Annotated in this window: 24 protein-coding genes; 16 read left to right on the top strand and 8 right to left on the bottom strand. The window is 66.0% G+C overall.

Translation table 11 applies throughout. The features are described 5' to 3' along the window. The first annotated feature begins 229 nt into the window (after window positions 1-229). The 11 genes from coxB to ABIC32_RS02685 all read left to right on the top strand — a co-directional run bounded on the left by coxB (window position 230) and on the right by ABIC32_RS02685 (window position 9,288). Window positions 230-1,210: a cytochrome c oxidase subunit II gene (gene coxB, locus ABIC32_RS02735; protein ID WP_055806299.1), complete on the top strand. Its 981-nt coding sequence runs from the start codon at window positions 230-232 to the stop codon at window positions 1,208-1,210. Window positions 1,211-1,227: 17 nt separating this feature from the next. Continuing rightward, window positions 1,228-2,910, top strand: coding sequence for a cytochrome c oxidase subunit I (gene ctaD / locus ABIC32_RS02730; RefSeq protein ID WP_055753981.1), 1,683 nt, complete (start codon window positions 1,228-1,230; stop codon window positions 2,908-2,910). A gap of 88 nt (window positions 2,911-2,998) precedes the next feature. After that, on the top strand, window positions 2,999-3,964 hold the full coding sequence (gene cyoE / locus ABIC32_RS02725) for a heme o synthase (RefSeq protein WP_055806296.1): 966 nt from the start codon (window positions 2,999-3,001) through the stop codon (window positions 3,962-3,964). 4 nt (window positions 3,965-3,968) lie between these two features. After that, window positions 3,969-4,139 (top strand): cytochrome c oxidase system small membrane protein, encoded by a 171-nt coding sequence (locus ABIC32_RS02720; protein WP_017505721.1) that lies wholly within the window; start codon window positions 3,969-3,971, stop codon window positions 4,137-4,139. Continuing rightward, window positions 4,136-4,672, top strand: coding sequence for a cytochrome c oxidase assembly protein (locus ABIC32_RS02715; RefSeq protein WP_045809756.1), 537 nt, complete (start codon window positions 4,136-4,138; stop codon window positions 4,670-4,672). Before ABIC32_RS02720 ends, ABIC32_RS02715 begins: the two co-directional genes overlap by 4 nt. After that, entirely contained in the window at window positions 4,669-5,085 is a 417-nt protein-coding gene (locus ABIC32_RS02710) for an NUDIX domain-containing protein (protein WP_354072167.1), read from the top strand. The genes ABIC32_RS02715 and ABIC32_RS02710 overlap by 4 nt, the downstream gene beginning before the upstream one ends. Before the next feature lie 73 nt (window positions 5,086-5,158). Further along, window positions 5,159-5,860 carry a hypothetical protein gene (locus ABIC32_RS02705; protein ID WP_354072165.1) on the top strand — a complete coding sequence of 234 codons (702 nt, stop codon included), beginning with the start codon at window positions 5,159-5,161 and terminating at the stop codon, window positions 5,858-5,860. A gap of 114 nt (window positions 5,861-5,974) precedes the next feature. After that, window positions 5,975-6,883, top strand: a complete 909-nt coding sequence (locus ABIC32_RS02700) for a cytochrome c oxidase subunit 3 (RefSeq protein ID WP_055806286.1) — start codon at window positions 5,975-5,977, stop codon at window positions 6,881-6,883. Beyond that, entirely contained in the window at window positions 6,880-7,281 is a 402-nt protein-coding gene (locus tag ABIC32_RS02695; protein ID WP_292078914.1) for a DUF983 domain-containing protein, read from the top strand. The genes ABIC32_RS02700 and ABIC32_RS02695 overlap by 4 nt, the downstream gene beginning before the upstream one ends. After that, on the top strand, window positions 7,278-8,018 hold the full coding sequence (locus tag ABIC32_RS02690; RefSeq protein WP_354072163.1) for an SURF1 family protein: 741 nt from the start codon (window positions 7,278-7,280) through the stop codon (window positions 8,016-8,018). The genes ABIC32_RS02695 and ABIC32_RS02690 overlap by 4 nt, the downstream gene beginning before the upstream one ends. A 58-nt stretch (window positions 8,019-8,076) precedes the next feature. Beyond that, window positions 8,077-9,288, top strand: coding sequence for a M16 family metallopeptidase (locus tag ABIC32_RS02685; RefSeq protein WP_354072161.1), 1,212 nt, complete (start codon window positions 8,077-8,079; stop codon window positions 9,286-9,288). Between the two features lie 166 nt (window positions 9,289-9,454). On the opposite strand, the gene pelA is transcribed toward ABIC32_RS02685, so the two are convergent. The 7 genes from pelA to ABIC32_RS02650 form a co-directional block, all read right to left on the bottom strand. Beyond that, window positions 9,455-10,531 carry a pectate lyase gene (gene pelA / locus ABIC32_RS02680; RefSeq protein ID WP_354072159.1) on the bottom strand — a complete coding sequence of 359 codons (1,077 nt, stop codon included), beginning with the start codon at window positions 10,529-10,531 and terminating at the stop codon, window positions 9,455-9,457. A gap of 102 nt (window positions 10,532-10,633) precedes the next feature. Beyond that, a complete protein-coding gene (locus ABIC32_RS02675; RefSeq protein ID WP_354072157.1) occupies window positions 10,634-14,044 on the bottom strand; it encodes a TonB-dependent receptor domain-containing protein in 3,411 nt (1,136 codons plus the stop codon). A 183-nt stretch (window positions 14,045-14,227) separates the two neighbouring features. Then, window positions 14,228-15,856 (bottom strand): family 43 glycosylhydrolase, encoded by a 1,629-nt coding sequence (locus tag ABIC32_RS02670; RefSeq protein WP_354072155.1) that lies wholly within the window; start codon window positions 15,854-15,856, stop codon window positions 14,228-14,230. Window positions 15,857-16,138: 282 nt separating this feature from the next. After that, window positions 16,139-17,017: a hypothetical protein gene (locus ABIC32_RS02665; RefSeq protein ID WP_354072153.1), complete on the bottom strand. Its 879-nt coding sequence runs from the start codon at window positions 17,015-17,017 to the stop codon at window positions 16,139-16,141. A gap of 71 nt (window positions 17,018-17,088) precedes the next feature. After that, on the bottom strand, window positions 17,089-18,267 hold the full coding sequence (locus ABIC32_RS02660) for a glutathionylspermidine synthase family protein (RefSeq protein WP_354072151.1): 1,179 nt from the start codon (window positions 18,265-18,267) through the stop codon (window positions 17,089-17,091). 3 nt (window positions 18,268-18,270) lie between these two features. After that, complete coding sequence (locus tag ABIC32_RS02655) at window positions 18,271-19,011, bottom strand: PspA/IM30 family protein (protein ID WP_045811908.1); 741 nt, start codon at window positions 19,009-19,011, stop codon at window positions 18,271-18,273. A gap of 16 nt (window positions 19,012-19,027) precedes the next feature. Continuing rightward, entirely contained in the window at window positions 19,028-19,708 is a 681-nt protein-coding gene (locus ABIC32_RS02650; RefSeq protein WP_354072149.1) for a YjfI family protein, read from the bottom strand. A gap of 138 nt (window positions 19,709-19,846) precedes the next feature. On the opposite strand from ABIC32_RS02650, the gene ABIC32_RS02645 reads away from it, so the two are divergent. The 5 genes from ABIC32_RS02645 to ABIC32_RS02625 all read left to right on the top strand — a co-directional run bounded on the left by ABIC32_RS02645 (window position 19,847) and on the right by ABIC32_RS02625 (window position 23,986). Continuing rightward, a complete protein-coding gene (locus ABIC32_RS02645; protein ID WP_354072147.1) occupies window positions 19,847-20,494 on the top strand; it encodes a DUF2491 family protein in 648 nt (215 codons plus the stop codon). Window positions 20,495-20,519: 25 nt separating this feature from the next. Next, the gene (locus ABIC32_RS02640; RefSeq protein ID WP_017506364.1) at window positions 20,520-20,933 is read left to right on the top strand and encodes a DUF350 domain-containing protein; all 414 of its coding nucleotides are present in this window, start codon (window positions 20,520-20,522) and stop codon (window positions 20,931-20,933) included. Between the two features lie 4 nt (window positions 20,934-20,937). Continuing rightward, window positions 20,938-21,564: a DUF1190 domain-containing protein gene (locus ABIC32_RS02635; protein WP_354072145.1), complete on the top strand. Its 627-nt coding sequence runs from the start codon at window positions 20,938-20,940 to the stop codon at window positions 21,562-21,564. Window positions 21,565-21,719: 155 nt separating this feature from the next. After that, on the top strand, window positions 21,720-22,742 hold the full coding sequence (locus ABIC32_RS02630) for a flavin reductase family protein (RefSeq protein WP_354072143.1): 1,023 nt from the start codon (window positions 21,720-21,722) through the stop codon (window positions 22,740-22,742). A 47-nt stretch (window positions 22,743-22,789) separates the two neighbouring features. Next, window positions 22,790-23,986: an acetyl-CoA C-acyltransferase gene (locus ABIC32_RS02625; RefSeq protein WP_354072141.1), complete on the top strand. Its 1,197-nt coding sequence runs from the start codon at window positions 22,790-22,792 to the stop codon at window positions 23,984-23,986. A 27-nt stretch (window positions 23,987-24,013) separates the two neighbouring features. On the opposite strand, the gene ABIC32_RS02620 is transcribed toward ABIC32_RS02625, so the two are convergent. Further along, a complete protein-coding gene (locus ABIC32_RS02620) occupies window positions 24,014-24,892 on the bottom strand; it encodes a hypothetical protein (protein WP_354072139.1) in 879 nt (292 codons plus the stop codon). Between the last annotated feature and the right edge of the window lie 28 nt (window positions 24,893-24,920).

Below are 24,920 nucleotides of genomic sequence, written 5' to 3'. Positions count from 1 at the left end.
GACAAGGTATCTTGTGACGCAAGGTAGCTATCGAAACATGACAGCGATTTAATCGAGGCCAGCTGAAGGCGGCTTTGCGGCCTGAGCGCCGTTGATCGCTTGGCAAGCCGAAAGCGATCCGATAGGTGACCGAGAACGCCGGGCGTGGGAATCGCGCCAGCGTGATCTCTTGCGAGCCATTCGCAAGTATCTGCTGCATAACGGTTTTATGGGGAAGTCTCATATGGGGATGGGCAAGCGAGCCCAAGGGACGTTGAAGAAGGCCGCGACTTGCGCGTCCTCCATCGTTCTGGGCGCCGGACTGGCGATGTTCGCTGCGGCGCCGACGTGGGCGCAGGACCTGATGGGTCAGCCGACCCCGGGCGGCATCACGCTGCAACCGGCGGCGTCGCCGCTGAAGCATGATGCGCACTTCTTCCACGACGTGATCCTGATGCCGATCATCACGGCCATCACCCTGCTGGTGCTGGGCCTGCTGGCGTGGATCGTGTTCCGCTACAACAAGAAGGCCAATCCGACGCCCGCGCGCTGGAGCCACAACACCACGATCGAGATCATCTGGACCGTGCTGCCGGTGCTGATCCTGGTGTTCATCTCCCTGTTCTCGTTCCGCCTGCTGTTCGCCTATCACGACATGCCGTCGCCGGACCTGACGGTGAAGGTGACCGGCAACCAGTGGAACTGGGCCTATGAGTATCCGGACCAGGGCGTCGCGGAATACATCTCCAATATGCTCCCGGAAGAGGAAGCCAAGGCCAAGGGCGTGCCCTATCGTTTGGCCGCGACCGAGCCGATGGTCGTGCCGGTCGGCAAGACGGTGCAGCTGGTCATCACCGCCTCGGACGTCATCCACGCCGTCGCCCTGCCGGCGTTCGGTCTGAAGACCGACGCCGTTCCCGGCCGCATCAACACCACCTGGTTCAAGGCCGAGCGCACCGGCGTCTTCTATGGCCAGTGCTCGGAACTGTGCGGCGTCGACCACGCCTTCATGCCGCTGGAGATCCGGGTCGTGACCCAGGCCCAGTTCGAACAGTGGATCGCCTCCAAGGGCGGTTCGATGACGCCCAAGGTCGCCGCGCCCGCCGCGGCTCCGGCTGCTGCCGCGCCTGCGCCCGCCGCCGACGCCGCGACCCCGGTCGCCGCCCCCGTCGGCGCCACCGCCGACCAACCCGTTCCCGCCGCGGCGTCCGCCGCGCCGGCCGCCCAGTAAGAGGCGAACAGAGACACATGGCTGACGCTACCGTAACCCGCGACGCGACCCACATCGGTCACGCTCACGACGACCACCATCACGACCACAAGCTGGGCTTCTTCACCCGCTGGTTCCTGTCGACCAATCACAAGGACATCGGCACCCTGTATCTGATGTTCGCCATCATGGCGGGCATCGTGGGCGGCGCCCTGTCGGGCCTGATCCGCTGGGAACTGGCCGAGCCGGGCATCCAGATCTTCAAGGAAGGCTCGTCGATCCAGCTGCTGGGTCTCGTTGAGCAGTCCAAGCACGGCTATAACGCCGTCGTCACGGCCCACGCCCTGATCATGATCTTCTTCATGGTCATGCCCGCCATGATCGGCGGTTTCGGCAACTGGTTCGTGCCGATCATGATCGGCGCGCCGGACATGGCCTTCCCGCGCATGAACAACATCTCGTTCTGGCTACTGGTCGCCGCCTGGTGCCTGCTGATCCTGTCGATGTTCACCGACGGCGGACCGGGCAAGGGCTTCGGCGGCGGCTGGACGGCCTATCCGCCGCTGTCGACCACGGGCCACGTCGGCCCCGCCTTCGACCTGGCCATCTTCGCCCTGCACGTCGCGGGCGCCAGCTCGATCCTGGGCGCGATCAACTTCATCACCACCATCCTGAACATGCGCGCGCCCGGCATGACGATCCACCGGATGCCGCTGTTCGCCTGGTCGGTGCTGATCACCGCCTTCCTGCTGCTGCTGTCGCTGCCCGTGCTGGCCGGCGCCATCACCATGCTGCTGACGGACCGTAACTTCCACACCCACTTCTTCGATCCCGCCGGCGGCGGCGACCCGATCATGTACCAGCACCTGTTCTGGTTCTTCGGTCACCCGGAAGTGTACATCCTGATTCTGCCGGGCTTCGGCATCATCAGCCACATCGTCTCGACCTTCAGCCGCAAGCCGGTGTTCGGATATCTGGCCATGGCCTACGCCATGGTGGCCATCGGCTTCGTCGGCTTCATCGTGTGGGCGCACCACATGTACACGGTCGGCATGAGCATCAATCTGCGCGCCTATTTCATCGCCGCCACCATGATCATCGCGGTGCCGACGGGCGTGAAGATCTTCAGCTGGATCGCCACCATGTGGGGCGGATCCATCAGCTTCAAGACGCCCATGCTGTGGGCGATCGGCTTCATCTTCCTGTTCACCGTCGGCGGCGTGACCGGCGTGGTCCTGTCGAACGCCGGCATCGATTACAGCCTGCACGACACCTATTACGTCGTAGCGCACTTCCACTATGTGCTGTCGCTGGGCGCCGTCTTCGCGATCTTCGCGGGCTTCTACTACTGGTTCGAGAAGATGTTCGGGGTGAAGTACAACGAGTTCCTGGGCGCGACCCACTTCTGGATCATGTTCGTGGGCGTGAACCTGGTGTTCTTCCCGCAGCACTTCCTGGGTCTGCAGGGCATGCCGCGTCGCTACATCGACTATCCGGAAGCCTTCACCCTGTGGAACCACGTCTCGTCGATCGGCTATGCGATCACGGCGGTCGGCGTGCTGGTCTTCCTGATCATGCTGGCCGAGGCGGCGATCCGTCGTCGTCCGGGCGTCGACAATCCGTGGGGCGAAGGCGCCACGACCCTGGAGTGGACCCTGTCCTCGCCGCCCCCGGCCCACCAGTTCAACGAACTGCCGGTCATCAAGGCGGAAGAGCACTAAGCCTTTCCAACGATACGAAATCGAAGGCCGCTCTTTCCGTCGGAAGGGGCGGCCTTCTTCATTTGGGTATGCTATGCGGCCCCCACAGATGACCGAAGTTCAGACCCGACCCGTTCTCTCGACCGCCCAGCCGGAGGATTTCTTCCAGCTGTTGAAGCCGCGCGTGATGTCGCTGGTGGTGTTCACCGCTGCGACCGGCCTGATCGTCGCGCCGGGATCGGTCAATCCGCTGGTCGCGGCCATCGCCATCCTGTGCATCGCCGTGGGGGCGGGGGCGGCCGGGGCGCTGAACATGGCGCTGGAAGGCGAGACCGACGCCCTGATGCGGCGCACGCGCGGCCGGCCGGTGGCGGCGGGGCGTGTGCGCAAGAACGACGCCATGGCCTTCGGCGTCATCCTGAGCCTGTTCTCGGTCATGCTGCTGGGGATGAACACCAACTGGCTGGCGGCTGGTCTGCTGGCCATGACCATCGTCTATTACGCCGGCTTCTACACCCTGCTGCTGAAGCGGCGGACACCCCAGAACATCGTCATCGGCGGGGCGGCGGGCGCCTTTCCGCCCGTGATCGGCTGGGCGGCGGCGACGGGCCATGCGCCGTGGCAGGCGTGGCTGCTGTTTCTCATCATCTTCCTGTGGACCCCGCCGCACAGCTGGGCGCTGGCGCTTTATTCGGCCGGCGATTACGCCAAGGCGGGCATTCCGATGATGCCGGTGGCCAAGGGCGCCAAGTCCACGCGGTTGCAGATACTGCTCTACACCCTGGTCTTCGTGCCGGTCGCCATCGCCCCGGCCTTCGCGGGCCTGGGCGGGATCATCTATCTGGTCGTGTCGGTCGCGGGCGGCCTGGGCTTTCTGGGTCTTGCGGTGCGCCTTTATCGCTCGCGCGCGGGCGACGAGCCGGACAAGGCCGAGGCCGTGGGACGCGAGGCCGCATTGTATGACGTCAAGGTCCAGGCCAAACCGGCGCGGGACCTGTTCGCCTTTTCCATCCTCTATCTGATGGCGCTATTCTCGGCGCTGCTGGTCGAGGCCCTGTCCGGTCTGGGAGCGTAAAACCATGCGTCTGACGCCTGAGGAACTTCGCGCGCGCAAGCGTCGCAACGTCTGGATCGCCTCGGCGCTGGTGGCCTTCATCGTGCTGGTGTTCGCCACCACGGTGCTGCGCCTGCAACAGAACCAGGCGGCCGAGCGCGCGCTGGCGACGGCGGTGGAGACGTCCCAGCCATGAAGGCGGGCCGCAAGAATCTGATTGCCATCATCTGCGTCTTCGGCGTGATGGGCATGACCGGGGCGGCGTTCGCGGCGGTGCCGCTCTATCGAATGTTCTGTCAGGTCACGGGCTTTGGCGGCACGACGATGAAGGCCGACAAGGCCTCCGACACCGTGCTGGACGAGACGGTGCTGGTGCGGTTCGACACCAATGTGCGCGGCGTGCCGATGACCTTCCGCGCCGAGCAGTCGACCCAGCGGGTGCGGATCGGCGAGACGGGCCTGGCCTATTTCGACGTGACCAACACCTCGGACAAGCCGATCCAGGTGCGCGCCAGCTACAATGTCTCGCCCGAGCAGACGGGGCCGTATTTCCAGAAGCTGCAATGCTTCTGTTTCACCGACCAGACGCTGGCGGCGGGCGAGACCCGCCAGTTCCCGGTCCAATATTTCATCGCCCCCGAACTGGCCACGGACCGTGAGGCCAAGGGCGCGCGCGACATCACCCTGAGCTACACCTTCTACCCCTCCGTGGACGCGCCCAAGGCGTGACTTTGAAGCCGGGCGTGGACTTTCCCGGCGTCGGCTGCGGCCTGGTGATCCAGCGCGCCGACGGGCGGGTCTTGCTGTGCAAACGGCTGAAGGCGCCCGAGGCCGGGTTCTGGAACATCGTCGGCGGCAAGGTCGACCTGATGGAGCGCTCCATCGACGCCGCGCGGCGCGAAGCCGAGGAGGAGAGCGGGCTGAAGATCGGCGCGGTCGATTTCCTGTGCCTGGCCGAAGAGATCATTCTCGCCGACGGCCAGCACTGGGTGTCGCTGATCTATGTCACCCGCGACTTCACGGGCGAGCCGTCTCTGACCGAGCCGGACAAGCTGTCGGACATCGGCTGGTTCGCGCTGGACGACCTTCCCCAGCCGCTGTCGACTTTTTCGGCCAAGGCGTTCGCGGCGATGAACGGCTGATCCCACGGCGCCGTTCGCGTCGGCGCGCGTTTCATCTCCAGGTGCACGCTGCACGCCGAGACGGAGACGGAATTTGCGCGGTCTGGATTTCACCAACTGGCACAGTCTGCTGCTGACCCTGGTCGGGCTGGCGCTCGTGACGCTGATCGGCATGGGCATCCGGCTGGTGATGATGTTCACCATCCAGCAACGGCGCGAGCGGATGAACCGCCAGATCAACGAACGACTGAAGACCCTGATCGCCGCCTACAAGGTGCTGGGCGGGTCTTTCACCGGCGACCTGACCGTCGATCCGACGCACAAGCGCGACCTGAGCCGCCGCAACGTCCCGCAAGGCGAGGCGGGACTGGATCTCAGCGCCGAGGCGACGGCGGGGTCGGACCGGACCCGGCGTATCCGCGACGCGGTCGAGGCCAGTCTTGCGGATATCATCCTGCTGGGCACCGAGGACCAGGTGAGACTGGCGCAACAGGCGGCGCGTGAACTGGTCGCCGGGCGGCCGGTGCGGACGCATGATCTGGTGGTTTCGCTGCGCGACTTCATCCGTCAGGCGCTGGACCTGGCGCCCGTGCCGACCGGACCGGACATGCCCTTGCAAGGCCCGACGCGCCCGTCCTCGACCGGAGGCCGCGGCGCCGGGGCCGGCGCAACGGGCGGCCGTGGCGGGGGCGGGGGCGGCATGGGCGCAGGGATGGGCGGCGGTGGAATGGGCATGGGCGGCGCATTGGCCGACAGCCCGGACGATCCCGCCGATCCAATGGCCCGCAAGGGCTGAGCCCCGTCCGCATGCCCGAACAAGGCGGAAAGACGGCGTGGCTCTGGCGTCGGGGAAAATCGAACGCTATAGCCGCTATAACAACCGACTCTGGCCGACGAAGAGACGCGATTCATGGCTGACGCCCACGCCACTCCGCAGCACGACTACCACCTGGTGGCGCCCAGCCCCTGGCCGCTGGTGTCCTCGGTCGCTGCGACCATCATGTTCATCGGCGCGGTGATCTGGATGAAAGGCCTGGCGCCGGCGGACGGCGGCCCGATCGCCGCCAACTTCCTGGCCGAAGGCAAGCCGGGCGTCTTCTTCGCCGGTCTGGCTGGCGTGCTGATCTCGGCCTTCTGCTGGTGGGCGGACGTCATCAAGGAATCCAAGGCGGGCGACCATACGCCGGTCGTGTCGCTGGGCCTGCGCTACGGCATGATCCTGTTCATCGCGTCGGAGGTGATGTTCTTCGTCGCCTTCTTCTGGATGTTCTTCGACATGGCCCTGTTCCATGAGTCGCGGGCACTGACGCCGGAAGTCGGCACCTGGGCCGACACCGCCAAGGCCTGGTCGACCTGGCCGCCGAAGGGCGTCGAGGTCCTGTCGCCGTGGCAACTGCCGCTGCTGAACACCGTGACCCTGCTGCTCTCGGGCTGCACCGTCACTTGGGCCCACCACGCGATCCAGGTCGGCGACCGCAAGGGCGCCAAGATCGCCCTGATCATCACTGTGGCCCTGGGCGTGCTGTTCACCTGCGTCCAGGCCTATGAGTACAACCACATCCTGCACGAGAAGCTGTTCTTCAACGAGGAGGCCGTGAACTCGGGCCTGTACGGCTCGATCTTCTTCATGGCGACGGGCTTCCACGGCTTCCACGTCCTGATCGGCACCATCTTCCTGGCGGTCTGCCTGATCCGCCTGCTGAAGGGCGACTTCACCCCGCAGAAGCATTTCGGCTTCGAGGCGGCGGCCTGGTACTGGCACTTCGTGGACGTGGTCTGGCTGTTCCTGTTCGCCTTCGTCTATGTCGTCTTCGGTTGATCCAAGACGGCCCTGAAGACATCGCAGCGGCGCGGGACGAGGAATCGTCCCGCGCCGTCGTCGTTTCCGATACGCCGGTTCGCTGGGCGCTGCGGGGGCGTTGTCCCCGGTGTGGCCAGGGCGCGCTGTTCGCGGGCTTTCTGAAGGTGGCGCCCGGCTGCACGGCCTGCGGTCTTGACTATTCCACCATCCAGACGGGCGACGGCCCCGCCAGCTTCATCATGCAGATCGCCGGCTTCATCGTCGGCTTCTCGGCCCTGTTCGTCGAAATCGAATACCATCCGCCCATGTGGGTGCATCTGATCGTCTGGCTGCCGTTGGTGGTTGCCCTGTCGCTGGCCCTGATGCGGCCGGGCCGGGGACTGATGATCGGGCTGCAATATCGGAACCAGCGATGAAGCGTTTCCCCTGGATCCTGACCGTGCTGACGGTGCTGGGCCTGATCCTGCTGATCGGCCTGGGCGTGTGGCAGGTCGAGCGGCTGAAGTGGAAGGAAGGGCTGATCGCGGCGGCCGATGCGGCGGCGGCGAAACCGCCCGCGCCGCTGGAGCAGGTGCTGGCGGAAGGTGATCTGGAGTTCAGGAAGGCGCTGATCGTCTGTTCGGGCCTGGCCAGCGCGCCCTTCGTCGAGCTTCAGAGCATCCATGACGGCGAGGCCGGGGTGCGGCTGATCTCGGCGTGCAAGCTGGCGGGGGCGGATTTCACCCTGCTGGTCGATCGCGGCTTTGTCGGCGACGGCGTGACGGCGCGTCCGCGCGTGGTCGAAACCACCCTGCCGCTGGTGATGGTCGGAGAGTTCCGCACCTTCGACAAGCCCGGTGCCATGAGCCCGGCGCCCCGCGACGGCCGCTTCTACGCCCGCGACACGGCGGCGATGGCCAAGGCGCTGAACGTCACCGGCCCGGTCCGGCCCGAGGCCGTGTTCGCCATCACCGCCGTCAATCCCGAGTTCCCGGCGCTGAGGCCGTCCGCGCCGCCTGCGGCCTTTTCCAACAACCATTTCGGATACGCCCTGACATGGTTCGGACTAGCGATCGCGCTTGCGGGTTTCTATGTGGCCCTGCTTCGCCGTCGAATGAAGAAAGACGGTCCTCAAGCAGCCGCGCACCGCGTGCGCGGCGATAGGAAAGACTAAAGTCCTGACCGCTACGCTTCACACCCTGTCCAACGGCGTCCGCGTCATCTGCGATCCGATGCCGGGGCTGAAGACCCTGGCCGTCGTCGTCACCGTCAAGGGCGGGGCGCGGTGGGAGCCGCTGGATCGGTCCGGCTGGTCGCACCTGCTGGAGCATCTGGTGTTCAAGGGCGCCGGCGACATGGCCGCGCGCGAGATCGTCGAGCGGATCGAGGCCGAGGGCGGCACCATCAACGCTTCCACCGGCTATGAGCGGACCAGCTTCGAGGTGCGAGGGCTGGACGGCTCGCTGCCGCTGGCGATGCAGGTGCTGTCGGACCTGGTGTTCCGTCCCACCCTCGACCCGGCCGAGATCGAGCGCGAGAAGGACGTGGTGGCCCAGGAGATCGCCGAGGCCTTCGACACGCCCGACGACCATGTGTTCGAGATGGTGCAGACGCGCGCCTTCGCCAAACAACCGCTGGGCCGTCCGATCCTGGGCTCTGTCGCCAGCCTGAAGCCGGCCGACAAGGCGTCGGTCGAGGCGTGGCGCGCGCGGCTATATTCGCCCGACCGAATGGTGGTGTCGGTCTCAGGCGCGGTGGAAGAGACCGAGCTGCTGGACCTGGCCGAGCGCTGGTTCGGCGATGCGGTCGCGACGCCGGCTGACGCACCCGCGCCGGCCGCCTTCGTCGGAGGCCATGCGAAGCTGACGCGCAATATCGAACAGGCCAATCTGGTGTTCCAACTGCCGGCGCTTTCGGCGACCGATCCGGCGCTTTCGGCCATGCGGCTGTTCGGCGAGATTCTGGGCGGGGGCATGGCCTCGCGCCTGTTCCAGAGCGCGCGCGAGGAGCGGGGCCTGGCCTACGCCATCGACGCTTATCAGGAGCCGTATGAAGATACGGGCGTCTTGGGCATCTACGCCGGGGCGGCGGCGGATCGGGCGAAAGAACTGGCCGAGGTCTCGGCGGCCGAGGTGCGGGCCCTGGCCGAGGTCGGGCCCACCGAAAAGGAGCTGTCGCGGGCCAAGGCGGTGATGAAGGCCGGCCTGTGGATGTCCGACGAAAATCCGATGAGCCGCGCCGGGCGCAACGCCGCCCAGACCCTGATCTTCGGCGCCCCGCGCTCCAGCCTGTCTATGACCGAGCAACTGGAAGCCCAGACGATCGAGGACGTTCGCGCGGTCGGCGGCCGGGTGCTGGCCTCTGGCCAGGCGGCCAGCGCCGTCCTGGGGCCTAAGTCGGCCGCACCAGCGGGCGAAGCCTTCGCGGCGGCGCTGTTTCAATGAGGATGCGCGTCAGCCCCTGATGCGGGCAAATAGCGTGACACGTTCTGTGGCCGATTACGCGATGTATAGTGACCTGCTGCGGCTTCGCTGTGGGGGACATGCGCGCCCACGCTAGGCCAGACTCGTGCGATGTCTAGGCGAACCAGCGCCGCGTCGATCGTATCAGTCAGCTCGTTGCAAGCGTCCGTTTCCACGCCGGATAGTCGCGGGTCAGCAGGGTTTCGGGCCATTCGCCGACGTAGCGATAGCCGTTGCGGCGTTCGTGCTCGATCTGCATCAGGTCACGTCGGATGACGGAATCGCGGCCGATGTAGATGGGGCGGCCGTCCTCCAGATCGTAGAACCGGGCCCAGATGCGCGCGCCGGGCTTTGGGGCGAGGATGCGGTCGCGACGGCCTTGGGCGTCGGTGACGAAGACCTCGGTGGTGTCGGCAAGCGCGGCGCTCTCCAGCCAGGCGACGGCGCCGTCCACGGCGGCGACGACCTCGGGACCGGGGTCGGGCAGGCGCATCAGGAAACGCACGATGCCGACGCTTTCCTGACCCGATAGGGACGGGGGCTCGAAACGACGCGCCCAGGCGGGCGCCAGGGTCTGAGCGTCGTGCTGGGCGCACCAGCCGGTCAGGACGCCGTCGCGCCGCACCTGCGTCTGTAGAAGGGTCTCGACCCCGCGCGCCACGGCCTGACGCGCCCGCTCGCGCCGCGCTTCATCGACGAAGCCATAGGGCGTCGCGCCGTCGCCCACATCGCGCAGCAGCTCCATCACATGGACCATGGCGTCGTCGTTGTAGGTGATCTGGTCGTGATAGCCGCCGCGCAGCGGATAGAACTGGGCCCAGCCGCCGTTGGGCCGTTGCGCCGCCAGCAGATAGTCGAGACCCCGGTCGAAGGCGGCGCGGCTTTCGGCGTCCCCGGCCGCGATCGTTCGCGCCAGAAAGGCCAGCGGCTGGGTCGTGCCGCCATTGTCGATCGTGTTGTTCAGCGCCGGGTCCGGATCGGGGCGGGGCGGGGCGAACAGGTCGGTGTTCTTGGGCCAGCCGCCTTCGGCCGATTGATGCTGGATGACGATCGCGGCGAGGCGTCGCGCTTCGTCCGATCCATACCAGTCGGCCGGACGGCGAATGGCGGCGCTGCTCCAGGCGACGGCGGGCGAGGCGGCGACGGTTTCTTGCGCTGACGCCGGTGCTGACGTGACGCCGGCCGTCATCGCCAGGACGCCGAGGATGAGGAGCGTGTTCTTCATCGAGAGCCTTTCGGGATCGGCAAAAGGAAGGGGACGCCGATGTTTCGCGGCGTCCCCTGAAGGGACAGCGTCCCGGGAGAAGTCAGCTGTCGATCGTCGTCATCAGAACACGAACCGCGCGCCGACGAAGTACTGGCGGCCGGTCGAGCCATAGTTGTTGACCACCGGATCGGCCTGATAGGCCCAGCGCGTATCGGTCTGGTTGGTCAGGTTCAGCGCCTCGGCGGTGAAGGTGACGTTGTCCGTCAGCTTGTAGGTGAAGGACGCATCCACGTTCAGCGTCTCTTCCGAGCCGATGAAGTCGTTGATCAGCGGCGAGTCGCACACGCCCGGATCGCAACCGCCCGACGCCAACGGATAGGTGGTCTGATAGGCGGCGCGATAGGCCGAGGAGACACGCGCGCTCCACTTCTCGACCTCATAGAAGATCGTGGCGTTGAACGACTTGGGCGAGGCACCCAGGAAGGGCGCCGTGCCGGTCAGGTTGCGGGCCGGGTCCAGGATGTATTCCAGCTCGGATTCGATCTGGGTGTAGTTGGCCTGGATGCCGAAGCCGTCGAACGGCGCGGGCAGGAAGGTGAAGTTCTGCTGATAGGCGATCTCGAACCCGTCCAGCTTGCCGCCCGGCGCATCGTTGTACTGACGCACCTGGAAGGGCAGGTCCTGGTCGATGTAGGCCCGGCGGCTGTCGGAGGCGACATCGGTCAGGCCGTCATAGGCGGCGCGCAGATTGGCGATCTGTTCGGCGTTGAAGATCTCGCTCAGCTTGCCTTCGCGCAGCACTACCTGCGGGAAGCTTTCGATCTCCTTGTGGAAGACCGCAACCGACAGGATGGCGTCGCGGGCGAAATACCATTCGACGTTGAAGTCCAGATTGGACGCGCGGAACGGCTTCAGCTTGGTGTTGCCCAGGGTGATCGCCGCATTGGATCCGTCGAACTGGGCCGGGTCCGCGCCGATGCCGACCGGAACAGTGAAGGCCGTGACGCCGGGCTGTAGCGCCGTCATCTGTGGGCGGGCCATGACCTTGGCCGCCGCGAAACGCAGCATCAGCTTGTCGTTCAGCTCCCACACCAGGTTCATTGACGGCAGGGTGTCGTTGTACTGGTTGTCGTTCTCCACCGGACGGCCGCTGGGCGAACGGCCGCGGGAATCGATCTTGGTCTCGGCGCGACGCAGCCCGGCGTTACCGCGCAGTTCGCCCATGAACAGCGGCACGCGGAAGTCCATCTGGCCATAGTAGGACAGGCTGTCCTCATCGACCCAGAAGGTGTTGACCCCGCCGTTGCGCAGGTCCGACAGACGCCAGTCGCCCCAGGCGTTGATACAGTCGCAGTCGAAGCCGAAGCGGTTCTTGAAGGCTTCCAGATTGGGCGCGAAGAAGCTGGTCGGCGTGCCTTCGGGCACGTTCAGTCCGTCGCCCCAGCTGATCAGCTGTCCCATCTGGCCGACGGTCGTGGCGGCCGCCAATCCGGAGCGCACGCCCTCCAGGAGCGACGGGTTCATCGTGTCGCTGATCAGCCGCTCGTAGCGCGTATAGTAGAAGTCGAACTTGCGCTTGCCGATGCCGAACTTGAACGTGAAGTCGTCGTTCATATCCCAGACGAAGTCGGCCTTGGCGGTCCGGTAGCCGTTCTCGGTGATGGTCCGGTAGTTGCGAATGGCCGAATAGCCCTTCACGAAGTCCCAGCTGTTCGGATTGGCCACGTCGAAGCCGAACTTCATGATCGGCATATCGCCGCCTTCGCGGTCGTCATAGACGAAGTAGTCATTGCCCGCGACGCCCTGGCCCGAATCCAGCCGGATGAAGTCGACCAGCAGGCCGGTGTTCTCGTTGGTCGACTTGGAATCGCCGACCAGCAGCGACATGCGGAAGGTATCGCTGAACTCGTGCTCGATATTGATCGAGTTCTGGCGGAATTCGGTGGTGTAGCCGCCCTGATCGACCGCCGAACGGAAGTCGACATTGCCCAGCACCAGATAGTTGGCGTTGGCGCCCGTCTCGCTCAGTCCCGCATCGATCAACCGCACCGACGGCCGCCCGATGAACGCGCCGCGCATGGCCAGATACTGGGGGTGCGCGACGTATCCGACCGATCCCGGCTGATTGTAGTAGTCGTAGACGTCCAGATTATTGGGATTGAAGCTGCCCGTTCCGGCGGCCAGGTTCTGGTTGGTTGCGCCGGGCGCCGTGGTGAAGATTGGGGTGGAGCCATACAGCGACTGGCCGCAGTCGATCGCGTCGCGGAACTCGGTCGCGGCCTGGGTCGCGCAGTTGGCGTAGGCGGCGCGGCGGTTGGCGTAGGAGTTGTTGGTGGCGCTGGTCGTCGGGTAGGTCTGGTAGCTGAACGCCGTGGTGGTGCGGTTGCCGTTGGTGTTGTTGCGGTTCAGACCCACTGGCCCGATCTGATAGTTGGTCGAGATCTGGGTCATCTTCGAATACAGATTGTCGAAGTTGATCGTGGTCCGCTCGGTCGGACGCCACTGACCCGACAGGGTTACGCCCAATCGGTCCTGCTCCACGTCGCGGTGGTTCAGCGTCGCGAGAGCCGGGATGCGCACCAGCGAGCCGCGCGTCGCGCCGCCGTTGATCAGATTGTAGGCGGCCGGGTTCGAGCCGATCAGCAGATTGCGAGCTTCCGGATTGGTGACGCGGGGCAGGGCCGTCGCGGGATTGGTGCCGATGGGCAGGGCGAAGCCCTGGTGATCGCCTGCAGCGTTGGTCCCCACGTTATTGAAGGTCGCGCCGCGATAGGTGTAGTCGAATGAGCCGACCTGACGCGAATAGCTGTCGATGGCCTGCGTGCGCTCATTGTAGGCGACCGAGCCCAGAAGCCCGAACTCGCCGATCTTGCTGGTCCAGCGATCGGACGCCAGCAAGGCGAGGCGCGGATTGTGAGTGCCGCCGTTCTCGTAATAGGCGTCCTGAAGCGTCAACGCCAGGCGACGTTCCTTGAAGTCGAACGGACGCCCCGAGATCAGATCGACCGTGGCGCCCAGCGAGCCCTCGTCCGTCTGTGCGTCGGCGGACTTCTGAACCTTCAGCGAGTTGAACAGCTCGGAGGCGAAGGTGTTGAACTGGAAGCCCCGGTCGCGACGCAGGGCGCCGTCGGCGTTGCTGGCGCCCGAGGTGGACAGGGTTTCCAACCCGTTCAGACGCACGCGGGTGAAGTCGCCGCCCAGACCGCGTACCGAGATCGAGTTGCCCTCGCCGTTTTCGCGGTCGATGGACACACCCGGGATGCGTTGCAGCGATTCCGCCAGGTTGGCATCTGGGAAGTCGGCGATGTCCTCGGCGTTTATGACGTCGACGATCGTGTTGGAGCGGCGCTTTTCGGTCAAGGCGCTGGCCAGCGACGCACGGATGCCGGTGACGACGATCTCACCCACTTCGGTGGCGTCCTGGCTCTGGTTCTCTTGAGCTTGAACCGGGGCCACGAACAGCATGGCCCCCACAACGAGCGCCGCTGGCGAAACGGCCGCGCGCAGGTATCCCGTATGTTGGTTTCGCATAGTTCCCTCCGCTCTTGTCGTGCTCCGTGCCTCTTGGCGGGCCGGATGCCGACAGTCCCCTGTCCCTCAAATATCGAGGAACTCCAAAATCTCGTGATGAAATCGACGCGCCCTAAGCATCAATGTCACCGGTGTCATAAAACGAAAACCTGTGTTTCGCCACACCAAAAATGTGCTCGTTTATTACAGCGCCTTGAACTTGAAATTCTTGAACCGCGCCTCGCCCTCGCCGGCGGCGTATATGCCGGGCCGCAGCATCATGAAGCCGCCACGGACGTTCTGGTTGTAGCCCGAGACCTCCATGCCCCGGTCGAACCGGTTCCAGGTCACGCCGTCGCCGGAGGTGTCGAAATAGACGTTCTGATAGGCGTTGGTCAGGCGGATGAACATGCGCCGGCCGTGCGGATTGGCCGGCCGGCCCCGCTCAATCCCGTACTGGTGTGTGACATAGCGGGTCGCGTCGAAACCGAGGCCGGCATACAGCGCCCGGTCGTAGAACAGGATCAGGCCCGCCACCGCGCCGGGATCGATCTCGACCTCACACTCGATCTGATAGGCCTGCTCGCCCTGGACGAAGGTCAGGGGCGAGCAATCGACCGGCGCCTTGCCCTTGGCGCGCATGTGCAGGACGCCGTTTTCGCGACGCAGCCGATCCTTCTCGTTCGGCTGCGGGTCGTAGAAGCTCCACTGGATGCCGAACTTGTCCGTCGAGAAGTCGTCCGACAGGGCCATGCCGTGCGGCAGGGCCTGGCCGCCGCGCGGCATCGCGATGGGCTGGGACAGGTCGCCGCCCTTGGCGCGGAACCAGCCGTCGTCGGTCCACTCGATGGGGTCCAGCAGGGTCTGGCGGCCCAGGCTCCAATAGGCGTTTTCATAGCCGTGATAGACCATCCACCAATCGCCGTCGGTGGGGGCCTCGACCAGGGTGGCGTGGCCGCGCGACCACCATTTCTCGGCGCCCGAGGCGGTGCGGACGATGGGGTTGTGCGGGCAGTCCTCCCACGGGCCGTTGATCGACTTCGACCGTGCGGCGATGACCATATGGCCGGTCGGCGGGCCGGCCGTGCCGCCAATGGCGGTGATCATGTAGAAATAGTCGCCGCGCTTCAGCAGTTTCGGCCCTTCCTGAGCGAAGCCTTCGACGATCCAGTCGTCAGGGTAGCGCCAGGCGTTATAGACGCCCTGCTCGACCGGGCCGTCGGTGGCCAGGCCGTCATCGGTCAGCTTCACCCGGTCGCCGCCGTTCAGGAACAGGTAGCGTTTGCCGTCCTCGCCGACGATGTGGCCGGGGTCGATGTTGGCCGGAATCTTCAGGTCAACCGGCTCGCTCCACGGCCCCTCGATCCTGTCCGCCCAGATGACGTAGTTGGAGCGATACTCGGGGAAGCGGGCGGGGATGTAGCAGTAAAACTTGCCCTCGTGCTTGATCAGCTCCGGCGCCCAGACCGAGCCGATGTTCGTCGTCAGGGCCGCGACCACCGGTTGCCAGTTCACCAGATCGCGCGAATGCCAGATATGGATGCCCGGCACCGACTCGAACGACGAGAAGGTCATATAGTAGTCGTCACCGTCCTTCAAAATCGACGGATCGGGGTGGTCGCCCGACATGATGGGATTGAGGAAAGTCCCGTTCCCGAGATCGGCCATACGCTGGCCCTCGATCCCCCGACGCCATTTCATCGAGGCCCATACCCGACCGAGCGGAGCGGCCTCTTCGTTGGTTTGGGCGAAGGCGGCGCGCACGGGCAGGGCTGCAGCGGCGACGCCTCCGAGCAGACCGGTCAAAGCGGCGCGGCGGTCGATGGTTCTCAAGTCGCGTCCTCCCTCCAATCAAGGCTGGAAAACGCCGGTTGAAATCCACCGTGCTCCGACCTGACCTGTCTCCTCTGTCTGCCGCTCTGGTTGACGGCTTCCGGATATGACACCGGTAGACATTTTCATTAGATAGGCACGGAAAAGCCGTTTTGACTAGAGGGTATCGAAGAGACGCTCCCGAGAAGGCCGCGCCACAGCGTCAAAGCAAGCGGACGCTCGTCAGACGCTTGAGGCCTAAAGGCGTCCCGCACCGGATCACACGGGACGCCTTGGTCAGGCTTAGCGACGGGCGCGCAGTTCCAGTTCGCCGATGCGGCGGCTCAGGTAGGCCGTGTCGTCGGACGAGGGGCTGGTGCGGCTGTAGGCGGCGTCCAAGCGGACGAGGTCGCCGGCCTCGGCGCGGATGTCGGCGGCCTCGGTGCGGCTGACGGCGCCCGAGCGTTCGGCGGCGGTCAGGGCGGTTTCCAGGTTCGCCAGACGGGTGCGGGCGGGCAGGTTGGCGGACGGCGTCTGTCCGGCTGGGCCATCGCCGACCCGCAGGTCCAGGGCGTCCAGACGGGCGTCCAGATCGGCGCGCTCGCTGGCGCTGATAGAACCATCGGCGCTGTAGCGGCTCTCCAATTGGATCAGGGCCTGATAGTCGGATTTCAGCCGTGTCGCCTCTGTGCGGGTGATGCGGCGCGCGGTCACGGCGGCGTTGACGCGGGTGTCGAACTCCGCGCGGCCTTGGGCGACGGTGTCCATGTCGGCATAGCCCGAGGCGCCGGCTTCCAGCGTCTGGGTCAGGGCGGTGTAGCGGGCGTTAAGATCGGCGCGTTCCTGGGCCGAGATGCCGCCGACGGCATATTGGTTCTCCAGATCGACCAAGGCCGAATAGTCGGCGCGCAGTCGGGTCGCGGCCGAGGCGGAGACGCTCCCGGCGCGTACGCTGGCGTCCACGCGGGTCGAGAACTGGCTCTGGCCGTCACGCAGTGGACGGCCGCCGCGCAGCCAGGCCTGATCCATGGCCGACAGGCCCAGACGATCGCCGAACAGGGCGCCTACGACAGCGCCCAGCCGATCCTGGGTCGTCGAAGGATATTGCGTCTGGGCGACTGCAGCGCCGCCCGCGAGGGTCAGGGCGGTGGTGGCGATCAGGGCGAGGCGGACGTTGCGCATGGGGAGGCTTCTTGTCGGTTGATGTCAGCCGACAAAACGACGGTCGTCCGGCTTGGTTGCCTGCCGGCGCCTCAGTCGCGGATGAAGTGCGGCACGAAGCGCGAGGTGTTCCTCGTGATGCGGCCCGTGTCCTCGCGCAGGCTGATGCCCGCCGGCTCCGTTCCCACGACCCACGACCCGACGATCACATGATTGCCGTCGAACAGGGGCGGATCGCACAGCGCCTGGCGGATGTAGCGCCCTGCGCCATAGCCGCCGTCCACCACCTCTGCGGCGCTGACGCCCCGGTCGATCAGTTCGACATTGTCGCCCTCGCGCGAGAACAACGGCTTGCGCACATAGGACGAGCCCAGCGCCGCCTCGGCCGGATCGCCCTCGAAATAGCTTTCCAGAAGGTTGGGGTGGCCCGCATGCCGCTCCCACAACAGAGGCAGTATGGCCTTGTTGGACAGGATGCTCTTCCACGCCGGCTCCAGCACGGTCACGTCCGCCGTCGGCAGGGGCGCGGCGTAGTTGTCGCGCAGCATCTGCTCCCACGGATAGAGCTTAAACATCGCCTGGATGATCCAGTTCTCGTGGTCCACGAACCGGCCGTCGGCGTTCAGCCCGATCTGGTCGATGGCGACGAACTGGGGCTCCAACCCGGCCTGCTGGGCCAGGTCTTCCAGGAAGCGCACCGTCTGGCGGTCCTCGACGAAATCGGCGTCCGAGGCGAAATGCACGAATCCGCCGTTCGGGAAGATGGCGCGGAACCGATCGACCAGCTTCTCATGCAGGCTGTTGAACTGATCCGCATCGGCGGGCAGGGCGCCGGCCTTGATCTGATCCTCCAGCCACAGCCACTGAAACACCGCCGTCTCATAGATGCTGGTCGGAGTGTCGGCATTGTATTCATACAGCTTGGCCGGACCCGTCCCGTCCCCCGAGCCGGCATAGGCGAAGTCGAACCGGCCATACAGGGACGGGTCGCCCCGTTTCCAGCTGTCGGCCACATAGTCCCGCATGGCCTCCGGGATATCGAGCTGTTCCATCAGCCGCTCGGACTGGACGGCCTCGTTGACCAGCTCCAGGCACAGGCCGTGCAGTTCCTCGGTCGGCGCCTCGATCCCGTCCTCGATCTCGGCCAGCGAAAAGGCATAGGCCGCCGTCTCGTCCCAATAGGGTTTGCCATCGGTGTGGCGCCAGGTGAAACCGAGTTCCTCGGCCTTGGCGTCCCAGTCGGTGCGGGGATCGAAGCGCAGACGCTCCATGGATCAGGCCGGGTCTTTGTCAGGCGTGGATTGGCCGATGCGCGGCGTGACCACGGTCACCTCCGGCTGGCTGAGGCGGGCCAGCACGTCGTCGGCAGAGGAATGTCCGGGCAGGATGCCGGCCTCTCGCAGCTTGGCGTCCAGGTCCGCGCCGGTGCGGCGATCCTCCAGCGCCTGGCTGGCGTTCAGCTTCTCTTCCTGGATCGCCTGGCGCTGTTTGATGCGTTGCAGGCTGTCCGCCGCCGAGCCGATGCGCGACTGGGCGCCGGCCGAGTTCAGGGCGACCGACGTCTGGGCCTTCTGGACAGAATCGTTGACCTTGACGATGTCGATCTCGCGACGAAGCGTCTCGATCTTCTGGTCGGTCGAGGCGATGGCCGTGCGCAGGCGCGTCTCGGCCGTCTTCATGTCCTCGATCAGCGGACCGCGGCTGGTGATCTCGACCTCCAGCTCGGCGATGCGGCCGGCGACTTCGCGCGCCAGATCGGTCTTGCCCTGACCCAGGGCGGTGCGGGCCGAGCTTTCGTATTTGGCGATCTGGTCCCTGAACGATGCAAGTTCGTTTTCGGCCATTCGGCGGCGCGCCACCAGGCCGGCGAGATCGTCTCTGGCCTTGCCTTGAGCATTGTCGGCGTCGCGGATTTCCTGGTCGAGGATCTTCAGCGCATTGGCGTCGACGACGCCTTGGGCCGCATCGTGGGCCGTGCCGCGGAACAGGGCGGACAGTTTTCTAAGCATGGACATGGTCGGTCTTCCGGGATCAGGCGGCGTCGGCGCCGAAGGTTTCACGCAGTTCGGTGGCGTCGATCGCATTCTCGGCCAGGGTACGCAGTTCGATCAGGATGGTCTGAAGCGTCGTCTTGCAAGAGAGTTCGCCCATCAGCTCATACACGTCTTCGCCACCGACATTGGTGATGGCGAAGTTGGACAGGGGCACCACGCGCTGGGCCTTCAGCAGGAACTCGTTGAAGGCATGGCGGTCCTTCTGCTCCGACACCGGCCACAGCAGGACCGAACAGACGATCTGGGCGCCGCCGACGCTTAGATAGACCGGCAGGTCACCGTATTCGTGCATGGTCGCCAGCAGCACCGGCTCGGCGCCCTCGACCACGCGCAGGGTCATTTCGCCGTCACGCAGCAGGGTTGAGCCGTCCAGCGCCGCCTTGATGGCGGGCACGGTCCAGGGGGTCTCGATCACGGCGTCCATTTGATGGTCGTCTCCAGGGGTGATGGAATCGGAAGTGGGGCGGCGCGGGCGTGGGGCAAGCTGCGGCCCACGCGTTGAATCGGTGACGATGGCGCGCACGGCCGCCTTGACGTCGTCGCGAGCGGCGGCCGGCACCCAAAGCTCCAGCTTGACCAGGCCCGCCTCACGACGCGCCTGTCGCCACGCACGAATGCGGTCGTTGGCGGCGGAAGGGGGCGATGTGTCGTTCGGCATATCGTTACATGAAACGCGTAACATGAACGCTTGACTTGACGCAAGATCGGACGGAATGTCGCGCCATGAACCGCCTCATTCGGTCGCATCGCTTCTGTTCGCTCGCCGTCGGCGCGCATCGGGCCTAGATAGTCGCCCATGTTCAAGAAGCTTTTCGGATCGTCGGAGAAGGTCGCGCCCGCCAATCGGCTGGCGACCGTGCGCAACATCACCGTGGGCCGCACCGTGTCGCTGGACCCGCTGGCTTGGCGCCGGCTGGGCGACGAGACCCATTTCAGCCTGGATCGCGACGTGCTGGACATATCGGCGCAGGGGTTGGTCAGCCTGGACAGCGGTCAGTTCGTGCATCGTTTCTACACCGACGACCACGTCATGCTTCAGGCCATGAGCGACGACGAGGCGGGGCTGGAATCCTACGACTTCAGCCTGTTCGTGCCCTGGACCTCGGCCTATCCGCCGGGCGAGCGCGAACGCCGGATCTGGCGCGACCGCCTGTCGGCGCCGGTCTTTCACGGCGCGGTCGAGGAGCTACCCGACTATCCCCGCTTCTGGTTCGCCGAAAGCGACGCCATTCAGCCGCCCGTCACCCTGTGGGAAACGATCTGGGACGACCGCGCCGCGACCACGCCCTATGCCAAGATCTTCCAGACCTGCATGCTGTATGCGCGCGAGCTGGGCGGCGGGCGCGAGCTGATGCTGGCGCTTGAGCAGCAGCCCGAGGGCGGCGACACCACGCACGAAATCATGATCGGCATTCCGCTGGAAATGGCCGAGTTCCGCGCCTGAGCGCGCAATCCGAGGGGCAAAACCGATGTTCGACTGGTTCATTTTTCAGCAGGGGGCGATCGCCTTCCTGATCGCCTTCGCCATGGCGGGCGCCTTCACCCTGGCCTTCAAACTGATCTACCAGTGGGTCACGCCCTATCACGAACACACGCTGATCCGTGAGGGGAACACGGCCGCCGCCATCGCTCTGGGGGGCGCCCTGATCGGTTATGTCCTGCCTCTGGCCTCGGCCCTGTCGCACACCGTCAGCCTGATGGAGTTCGCGGCCTGGGCGCTGCTGGCCGGCGTGATCCAGATTGTCGTCTTCGTCGCCATCAGCCGCATGGCCTTCCGCAATCTGGTCGTCCGCATCGAGGCGGGCGAGATCGCCGCGGCCGTCTATCTGGCTTCCATCTCCATCTGCGTCGGCCTGCTCAACGCCGCCTGCATGACGTCGTGAACCCATGACCGACCCCAAAGACCTGCCCCACAATCTGGCCAAGACAGACACCATGCGCCGGCTGAAGCGCTCGCGCGTCCTGCACGTCAGCAGCCTGATGGCGACCGCCAGCTTCTCGCTGGCCGCCTGCGGCTCGCCCCAGCGCGTGCCGGCGCCCGAGCCCGAACCGACCCTGGCCTATCAGTCGCTGGACGAGTGCAAGGCCGCCAACGACATTCCCGACAACGAATGCGACGCCGCTTTGACCAAGGCTCAGCAAGAGGCCGCAAAGACCGCGCCGCGCTACGCCACGCGCGAGGAGTGCGAGGGTCAGTGGGGACCGTCGCAATGCCAGCCGAACAACAACGGCGGCTCCTTCTTCACCCCGCTGCTGACCGGCTTCATCGTCGGCCAGATGCTGAACGGCGGCGGCTATCGCGGCGGCGGACCGCTGTACCGCGACCGCGAGGGGCGGCTGTCCAACGGCTATGGCGGCGGCTACGCCTACCGCGACTATCGCACCGGCAAGACCCTGACCAATGCGCGCGAGCATGGCGACGTCGCCCGTCAGGCCCCGACGCGGGTGCAGAGCCGAACCACCGTCGTCTCGCGCGGCGGCTTCGGCGGCGGCGGCCGAGGCTACGGCGGCTGATACAGTTCTGGCGCCCGGCACCGGTCTTCCCCTAATAGGGATCGCTCTCACGCTTCACGACAGACCGGACCGCCTCGCCTCATGACCGCATCGCCGCCCCCGAACCTAGAGCCTGATCGGCTGAGGGGGGATCGCTTCGCGATCCCGCTGATGCCGTGAATCAGGCTCCAGAGGATGCTGGAGCGAAATCTGAGCCGCGTCGGACTGCGTCCAACGCAACCGATTTCGCTCTAGGCCTGGACGTCGAAAGCTGGGGCGACCCCGAGGATCCCATCGTCCTGCTGATCGGCGCGCCCGAGCGTCTGTCCGGCGACTGGCGCCGGTCGGTGCGCGCGCTGGTCGAGGCCGGCCGCCACGTCATGCTCGCAGCCGATTTTGATAAAGCGGACGACAGCTCCGCCGCCCTGCGTCGACTGCTGACCGAGCTTTCCTCTCGCCCGGCCATCGTCTGTTCCGACACGACGCTGGAGGCCGTCGCGCCCGCGCTTTCCGTCACCGGCCCGGCCCTGGCCAGCGGTCTGGTGGTCGTCGCCGAAGGGCAGGGGGCTGTTTCGCCGGAGCTTGAGACACAGTTGGCCGGCGTTCCGATCCAGACGATCGCGCGCGCCGAGGCGCCGGACGCGGTCGAGACCGAGAACGCCGCCCTTCTGGGCTTTCTCGAACGCCACGCCCCGCGCGACGCCCTGTATTATCAGGCCGGCTCCGACCCTCGCACCCTGCGCGACGCCCTGGGCTGTTTCGCCACCGGGGTCACTGTGGTCACGACCCTGGACGAGGCCGGACAGCCCGTCGGCCTGACCGCAAACTCTTTCTCCTCGGTGTCGCTGGACCCGCCGCTGATCCTGTTCTGCCTGGCCCGCTCGTCCACCAATGTCGACCGCTTCCGCCAGGCCGAACATTTCGCCATCAACGTCCTGCATATCGGCCAGCAGCCGACCTCCGGCGTCTTCGCCCGATCTCAGGCCGACCGGTTCCAGGACGTGGCGTGGGAGACATGGGACACCGGCGCGCCCATCCTCTCGGGCGCCCTGGCCAGCTTCGAATGCGGAACCGAACAGATCGTCGAGGCCGGCGATCATCTGGTCATCATCGGCCGGGTCAGGCGCGCCCGGTTCGAGCCGCGCCGCGATCCGCTGCTCTATTTCCGGGGCAAGTATCGGCGGCTGCACTTTTCCTGACCGGCCGGGATCGCTATCTCTCGCCCGAAATAGAGGAAGCCGTCCCCATGTCCGCGACCACGTCCGCCGATCCCGTCGTCATCGTCTCCTACGCCCGCACCCCGATGGGCGGTTTCCAGGGCGCGCTGTCCGACGCCAAGTCCACTGACCTGGGCGCTGTGGCCGTCAAGGCGGCGCTGGACCGCGCCGGCCTCGATCCGCAAAAGGTCGAGCAGATCATCATGGGCTGCGTCCTGCCTGCGGGCCTCGGCCAGGCGCCGGCGCGTCAGGCGGGCATGGGCGCAGGCCTGCCCGTCTCGACCGAGGCGACCACCATCAACAAGATGTGCGGCTCGGGCATGCAGGCGGCCATGATGGCGCACGATGCGCTGGCCGCTGGTTCGGCCGACGTGATCGTGGCGGGCGGCATGGAGTCCATGACCAACGCCCCGTATCTGATGCAAAAGCACCGGGGCGGCGCGCGCATCGGCCACGACGTCATTTCTGACAGCATGTATCTGGACGGGCTGGAGGACGCTTACACCCCCGGCAAGCTGATGGGCCAGTTCGCTGAGGACACGGCCAAGGACTATCAGTTCACCCGCGAACAGCAGGACGCCTACGCCATCGAAAGCGCCGGCCGGGCCAAGCGCGCCCAGGAATCAGGCGCATTCGACGCCGAGATCGCCTCGGTCGAGGTCAAGACCCGCAAGGGTCCCGTCACCGTCTACCGCGATGAACAGCCGACCCGCTCCGACCCCTCCAAGATTCCCAATCTGAAGCCCGCGTTCGGAAAGGACGGCACGATCACCGCCGCCTCGGCCGCCTCGATCTCGGACGGCGCCGCCGCCCTGGTCATGATGCGCCAGTCGACGGCCCAGGCCCTGGGCCTGACGCCGATCGCCCGCGTGGTCAGCCAGGCCGCCCACGCCCACGAGCCGCACCTGTTCACCACCGCCCCGGTCTTCGCCCTGCAAAAGGCGCTGAAGAAGGCGGGCTGGAGCGCCGACGACGTCGATCTGTGGGAGGTCAACGAGGCCTTCGCCATCGTGCCGATGATCGCCATGCAGGAACTCGGCATTCCCCACAACAAGATCAACGTCAACGGCGGCGCCTGCGCCCTGGGCCACCCGCTCGGCGCCTCCGGCGCCCGCGTCCTGACAACCCTCCTGTCCGCCCTCAAAGCCCACGGCAAGACCCGCGGCATGGCCGCCCTTTGCATCGGCGGCGGCGAAGCCACCGCAATGGGCGTGGAGTTGGTTTAGGGGAGGCGTTTAGGCGTTGGCGGCTGGTCAGCCCTGTCCCGCATTGGGCAGGCAGGTGGGATCGGGCGCCAGCGTTTCTTCCGCCTTGAAACCGCCCAAGCCATCGTTGGTCAGCCGCAGGGTGCTCTGCGCGTTATAGGAACCGCCGTTCAGAGCTTTGTCCGTAAAGCAGACGATGAAGCCTTCGGGCGTCCATCGAATAGTTCGCAAACCGACGATCCAGTCGCCGGGGCGTTCCAAGGCGACGACGTCGTCGCGGGTTACAACGCGGGCGAAACCCCAATCGTGGGGACGCTTCAAGCCTTCGGCTCTGGAAGGGCCAGTCGAGTTGCGGAAAGAGGTCAGGTCCAGGCCGCTCAAAAGCTGCAGCGGCGTTAGGTCAGAAGGCGGTGAAGGAATCAGCGGCGCCCAACAGTCAAGCAGGGCGGCGACGGTGGCGTGGCCCCACTGTGCGAAAGCTCCGCCCTTGGCCGTGAGCTCGACCCTCGTGCCATCGCTCTGAAGCCCGGTGAACGTCACCTCCGTTGAAAAGCCGTCCTTCATCGTGGGTCCCATCGGAATGGGGTCTGACGCTACGGTCAGGGCGCGCGCCCGCAATGCTTGGCCGGATACGTTGCCGAACGCCAAGGCAGCGTCGCGAAGGGCCGGGCATTGCTCCGAGGTGATGCTATCGGTCCGGCCTTCGGATGTCCTCACAGCCCGCCAGGTCCGCATCTCTATCTCCCGCCGGGTTCGCCCGATGTGCGGTGTATCGGGTTCAATCACGATCTCATGCGGCAGTGTGTAATAGGGATCTCCTGTCACCCTAATCGTGGCTAGTGCGCCCGAAGTCTGCGCTCGTAAGGATCCCACGGCGGCGATGGCCGCCAAGGCGACGGCGAACGATGTGGAAAGCTTGATGACCATGGGGTGAGCGTGATCCGCATCGCGTCAA

The organism is Brevundimonas sp. 1080, assembly GCF_040545985.1.
GTDB lineage: Bacteria > Pseudomonadota > Alphaproteobacteria > Caulobacterales > Caulobacteraceae > Brevundimonas.
This window is presented reverse-complemented; position numbering and strand designations above follow the sequence as displayed.

Bases quoted from the DNA above. Each gene is read 5' to 3' on its own strand.
- ABIC32_RS02675 (WP_354072157.1), bottom strand. From the start codon at position 14,044: ATGCGAAACCAACATACGGGATACCTGCGCGCGGCCGTTTCGCCAGCG.
- ABIC32_RS02635 (WP_354072145.1), top strand. From the start codon at position 20,938: ATGACCGACCCCAAAGACCTGCCCCACAATCTGGCCAAGACAGACACC.
- ABIC32_RS02715 (WP_045809756.1), top strand. From the start codon at position 4,136: ATGAAGGCGGGCCGCAAGAATCTGATTGCCATCATCTGCGTCTTCGGC.
- ABIC32_RS02640 (WP_017506364.1), top strand. From the start codon at position 20,520: ATGTTCGACTGGTTCATTTTTCAGCAGGGGGCGATCGCCTTCCTGATC.
- cyoE (WP_055806296.1), top strand. From the start codon at position 2,999: ATGACCGAAGTTCAGACCCGACCCGTTCTCTCGACCGCCCAGCCGGAG.
- ABIC32_RS02720 (WP_017505721.1), top strand. From the start codon at position 3,969: ATGCGTCTGACGCCTGAGGAACTTCGCGCGCGCAAGCGTCGCAACGTC.
- ABIC32_RS02660 (WP_354072151.1), bottom strand. From the start codon at position 18,267: ATGGAGCGTCTGCGCTTCGATCCCCGCACCGACTGGGACGCCAAGGCC.
- ABIC32_RS02690 (WP_354072163.1), top strand. From the start codon at position 7,278: ATGAAGCGTTTCCCCTGGATCCTGACCGTGCTGACGGTGCTGGGCCTG.
- ABIC32_RS02655 (WP_045811908.1), bottom strand. From the start codon at position 19,011: ATGTCCATGCTTAGAAAACTGTCCGCCCTGTTCCGCGGCACGGCCCAC.
- ABIC32_RS02645 (WP_354072147.1), top strand. From the start codon at position 19,847: ATGTTCAAGAAGCTTTTCGGATCGTCGGAGAAGGTCGCGCCCGCCAAT.
- ABIC32_RS02700 (WP_055806286.1), top strand. From the start codon at position 5,975: ATGGCTGACGCCCACGCCACTCCGCAGCACGACTACCACCTGGTGGCG.
- ABIC32_RS02665 (WP_354072153.1), bottom strand. From the start codon at position 17,017: ATGCGCAACGTCCGCCTCGCCCTGATCGCCACCACCGCCCTGACCCTC.
- ctaD (WP_055753981.1), top strand. From the start codon at position 1,228: ATGGCTGACGCTACCGTAACCCGCGACGCGACCCACATCGGTCACGCT.
- ABIC32_RS02650 (WP_354072149.1), bottom strand. From the start codon at position 19,708: ATGCCGAACGACACATCGCCCCCTTCCGCCGCCAACGACCGCATTCGT.
- pelA (WP_354072159.1), bottom strand. From the start codon at position 10,531: ATGAAGAACACGCTCCTCATCCTCGGCGTCCTGGCGATGACGGCCGGC.
- ABIC32_RS02685 (WP_354072161.1), top strand. From the start codon at position 8,077: ATGCCGGGGCTGAAGACCCTGGCCGTCGTCGTCACCGTCAAGGGCGGG.
- ABIC32_RS02625 (WP_354072141.1), top strand. From the start codon at position 22,790: ATGTCCGCGACCACGTCCGCCGATCCCGTCGTCATCGTCTCCTACGCC.
- coxB (WP_055806299.1), top strand. From the start codon at position 230: ATGGGCAAGCGAGCCCAAGGGACGTTGAAGAAGGCCGCGACTTGCGCG.
- ABIC32_RS02620 (WP_354072139.1), bottom strand. From the start codon at position 24,892: ATGGTCATCAAGCTTTCCACATCGTTCGCCGTCGCCTTGGCGGCCATC.